This window comes from Parasphingorhabdus sp. (assembly GCF_036963705.1).
GTDB lineage: Bacteria > Pseudomonadota > Alphaproteobacteria > Sphingomonadales > Sphingomonadaceae > Parasphingorhabdus.
In genome coordinates, this window is sequence record NZ_JBALUT010000118.1 from 1 (window position 1) to 4,563 (window position 4,563).

The window sequence follows — 4,563 nt, forward strand, 5'->3', positions numbered from 1 at the left end:
CACGGGATTAGATACGAGTTCCTCCCGCCACGGCATTTTCAGTTCCAAATGATCGTTGTTTTGCTGAACAATTTTCAGACCCAACCAGCGATGGAACGGCGCAATCTGTATTACGTCAGCAAGATTTTCCGTATCATATTTCATACTGCGGCACCGCGATTGTGGGTCGCATTTAAGAAGGATATTATCGCCGAGCAAAACGCATCGTTGCGGTCACCAACAACCATATGGCTAGCGTCTGCAATGTCGGTTAAAAGCGCGCTAGGAACCAACGTTTGGAAATGGGCTACAGCCTCTTCAGAGACCATGTCGCTGGAACCTCCGCGTATGAGATGAACCGGCAGGGTCAACTTCGCGGCTGCCGCACTTAGCCTATCAAATCCATTGTCTTTTGCTTCGACGGCATTGTCACGTGTCCGCGTCACATGGTGAATAAAATTGGGGTCCCAATGCCAATACCAGCGCCCGTTTTCCCGTTTACGTAAATATCGATCAAGCTTGCCCGTGTCTTTGCGCTTCTCTCGTTGCGGCATGTACTCGGAAATGATCTTTGCAGCTTCATCAGGGGACGAAAATCCATCCTTCATATGGGCCTGCATGAACCCGACAACTCTTGATACCCCGACGGCTTCCATCTTTGGCGCGATATCAACCAACGTCAGCGATCTAAAGCTTGCGGGGGCCAGTTCACCAGCAGCGATCATTCCCGCTATTCCGCCCAGTGATGCTCCCACTAAGGCAGGGGGATTATTGAGCTGCTTTGAAATGGCGATCAGATCACGCGCAAAATCGCGCATATCATAAGCGCCATCCGACGCCCATTCACTGTCCCCATGGCCACGCATGTCAATGGCCGTCGCCCGGTAGCCAGCATTGGCGAGTTCATTCATCACCTTTGCCCAGGCATGACGGGTTTGCCCGCCGCCATGCGCAAGCATGACCGGAAAGCCAGTTTTTGGCCCAATCGTGCTTGCCGTAATTTTCAAGCCGTTGTGGCCTACAAAGGTGCTCTCTTCATCATCCATGCCGATTTTATAGGCTGTAAAATGAATAATAGTAAAGGGCTTTATATTATATTAAATTGATGATATGGTCACTATCATGACAACGGAAACAGCTATAATGAGTGCCAACGCGCAGGACGGCTTCCTCAACGAGACCGATGAGTTTGCGTTTTTGCTGGAGGAAGTACCGCGAGTTCTGCGCAAGACATTTGATGAATCCATTGCCCAGTTCGGCTTGTCCCGCACACAGTGGAGAACATTGGCCTATCTGATCAAGACCGAGGGAATGACGCAAACCGAGTTGGCAAATTGCCTTGAGCTGGAACGCGCTACGATCGGATTAACGATTGATCATCTTGAAAAACTGAGATTTGTCGAACGCCGGTCCGCAGAAGGCGACCGGCGCGTCTGGCGGATATTCCTGCGTCCAAAGGTAATCGATATCATTCCACAACTTCGGAAAGAGGCTAACGCCGTTTATAAAAAGATGTTCAAAGGCGTTTCCAACGCAGACGTGGCCATCATCCGAACCGCGATGGAAAAAATGGTTGGGAATCTAAGGGAATGTTGAGTGTTTAATCTCCCAAAATTTTAGCGAGTTCTGATCCTTCTCTCCCGTTGGATCAGCTGGAGCGAGTGGCTGGGGCCACTCGCTCCCTTTTTTTTGCAGTCCAGGCCAATTAATTTAATAATTATCGGACGGTGAATTATACCGTTGATACCTGCCGGGACACCAATCAAATATGCGCTAGCGCACAAAAGTTGCTATCGCTGTGGCTAGCGGTTTCTCTGGTTCATGGAAACAGCTGGCGCGGACAAAGCTCGCGGCTTTGCCTTCACGTTCAAAACAGCTGTTCGTGAATAGATCGCGCGAACCTACGGCTGGACGCAAATAACGAATGTCAATTGACTCTAGCTGCTGGCCGATCGAACTTTCACCGCCTGCCACACGGCCCTGGCATGCAGACATCAGCGCCGCAGCAACGGCGCCGCCATGGACAATATTTCCGCTTTCCCATCCCAAAACGGCCCGATTTCCTGCTGCAATTTGTGGAGAGTCTGGTGCGCCCGATAAACCCAAACTGGTGCTCATTGGTCCGGGCATTGCTTGAGGACTGAAATCACCGATCAAATTATAGTCGGCCGGAGCGCCCCCCGGGAAGCTCCCCAAACGAAACAGGCCTGTTGCTGTTCCGACGATATCTTTGGACGAGTTGGTTACACTGCCTGTTACAGTGGCAGATGTTTTCCCAACCATCACCGCTTCGGCGGTCAACGTCAATTCATCCCCCATCGAAGATCCTGATAAAAGTCCGATCCGCAAATCAAAAGTTGAAATTCCGATTTCAGCCGCAATCAGTCCTTTCAACGATTGGGACAATCCTTGATCGATAAAGCCCATGAGTGCCAGCGGATCAAGGTTTGGATTTCCCGGTGCTTTGGCAATCCGCCTATTGGCTTTCATTCGACTGATCGAACGCCCGCTGCTGCATTCCAGCAACTCCATGCCGAGCGTCAATTGATAGGGGGTTACAAGTCGAACCCGCATTTTCTCACCCGTCTGTCCATCTGGCTTGATTGCGCAGTCATCCATTTAACTTCCAATAAGGCATACTCAAAATTCCTTAGTTAGGCGTAAATTGCAAACAAACGACTCCGTTCGCCGGAGACGCGAAAATTGATGCCCGCAAAACCCGAACGGTGCAAGGTCATCATGATCTTGGGGAATGAGGTCCGATGATTGCTTTTACAATTCTGGCCAACATCCCCTTTGTCATTTGGTCATGTTAAACTAGCAGGGCAACGTTGAGAGGCGTAGGCAGCGTTGAGTGCACCACGCATTAGATATTCACCGTTGCGTCGATGCCATATGCGCGCGGTGTGTACATCGGGTGTCTGGGGAGACACTCTCTACCTGCGATTATAGCCTTTCCCGAAGCGCTTCATAGGGCGTTTGGCAAAACCAAAGACTCTTGTCTCGGCTTCGTCGCGCTCGCCTCATTCTTATTTGCGCCTCCTAAGCCGGTACAATCCTATCCCGCGGCTCCTCAGAGGCGCTCCTTAACGGCCTATCCAATCGAAAAACGCCTAAAACTACCCGATCAGGTAGTTGAATACCCCTCATATGCCTGTCTACTTGTTGCAGATAGGAATCGGACACGAAATTCGAAAAAGTCCGATCCGTTTATGGACTAGGGATGCATTTGAAAGGTAGAACGGATGGTGAGCCACGCATTGAATAAGTCGCATCTAGATGGCGATGCGGCACTGAACTATGTCGACAAGAAAAAAGCACTATGGATACTCTCCGTTCTTTGGCCAGCAACGCCTCTGGTAGGCCTTTATCTCGTTTCGGAAACGGGCTGGAGCATCTGGTATGGACTGGTTCTGATCCTGTGGTATTTAATTATTCCAGCGCTTGATTTTGTATTTGGTCAGGATTACTCCAATCCGCCCGAAAGCGCGGTAGAAAAACTTGAAAAAAGTACATATTATCGCGTGCTTCTCTACCTTACGGTGCCAATACACTTCGCCGCGCTGATCGGCTGCGCATGGTGGGTTGCCACCCAGGATCTCAGCGCGCTTGAATTTATTGCGCTGGCCCTCTCGTTGGGTGTCGTCAACGGATTGGCACTCAACACCGGCCACGAACTTGGACATAAGAAATCCTCGTTCAGTCGCTGGATGGCAAAGCTTGTGCTTGCCGTTGTCGGCTACGGACACTTCTTCATCGAACATAACAAAGGGCATCACCGCGACGTAGCGACGCCGCTAGATCCCGCAACTTCGCAAATGGGCGAGAATATTTACATTTTCTCGCTGCGCGAAATTCCGGGTGCATTCAAACGCGCTTGGCATCTGGAAAAGGAACGCCTCGCCCGTTGTGGCAGTAGCCCCTGGACTCTCAAAAACGAGATTCTCCAGCCAATGGTCGTCACCGTCCTGCTTTATGGTGCGCTGATCGCCGCATTTGGCACGATCATGCTAGTCTTCCTGCCGATTCAAATGGCGTATGGCTGGTGGCAGCTGACGAGCGCGAATTATATCGAGCATTACGGCCTGCTGCGCGAGAAGTTGCCGAATGGCCGGTATGAGCACCAGCAGCCGCGGCACTCGTGGAACGCGAACCATATCATGTCAAACCTGATCCTGTTTCATTTGCAGCGCCATTCGGATCACCATGCGCATCCGACGCGGTCCTATCAGTCGCTGCGTAATTTTGAGGATTTGCCGGCGCTTCCGCTCGGCTATCCAGGGATGTTTTTTCTCGCACTATTCCCAGCTGCATACCGGGCCGTGATGGACAAGCGTACCGTCGCTTGGGCCGGCGGCGATCTGAGTAAAATCCAGATACGCAAGGGCAAGCGGGCATATTACGAAAGAAAGTTCGCGGACGCTGCGTAAAACTTTTCGGCGCAGGGTAGAGTCTCTTCCCACACCCACCCTGCGCCGTTCTTCCCAACCGAGTGGCGGTGCAGGTTTGTAGGGTCGAACGCTGTGAAAGCTTTGTGCCCAAGGTCACTGCGGTGTCCCACCGAGCGGTGCGATCCGCACCATG

General features: G+C 51.6%; 4 protein-coding genes. 2 read left to right on the forward strand and 2 right to left on the reverse strand.

The features are described from left to right. Nucleotides 1-140: 140 nt before the first annotated feature. Nucleotides 141-1,025, reverse strand: coding sequence for an alpha/beta fold hydrolase (locus V7680_RS14940; RefSeq protein WP_335654057.1), 885 nt, complete (start codon nt 1,023-1,025; stop codon nt 141-143). A gap of 97 nt (nt 1,026-1,122) precedes the next feature. On the opposite strand from V7680_RS14940, the gene V7680_RS14945 reads away from it, so the two are divergent. Continuing rightward, a complete protein-coding gene (locus V7680_RS14945) occupies nt 1,123-1,575 on the forward strand; it encodes a MarR family winged helix-turn-helix transcriptional regulator (RefSeq protein ID WP_100092256.1) in 453 nt (150 codons plus the stop codon). Nucleotides 1,576-1,752: 177 nt separating this feature from the next. Here V7680_RS14945 and V7680_RS14950 read toward each other — a convergent pair whose 3' ends face one another. Next, nucleotides 1,753-2,598, reverse strand: coding sequence for an acyl-CoA thioesterase domain-containing protein (locus V7680_RS14950; RefSeq protein ID WP_100092257.1), 846 nt, complete (start codon nt 2,596-2,598; stop codon nt 1,753-1,755). Nucleotides 2,599-3,224: 626 nt separating this feature from the next. Here V7680_RS14950 and V7680_RS14955 point away from each other — a divergent pair. Continuing rightward, nucleotides 3,225-4,409: an alkane 1-monooxygenase gene (locus V7680_RS14955; protein ID WP_100092258.1), complete on the forward strand. Its 1,185-nt coding sequence runs from the start codon at nt 3,225-3,227 to the stop codon at nt 4,407-4,409. Nucleotides 4,410-4,563: the final 154 nt, after the last annotated feature.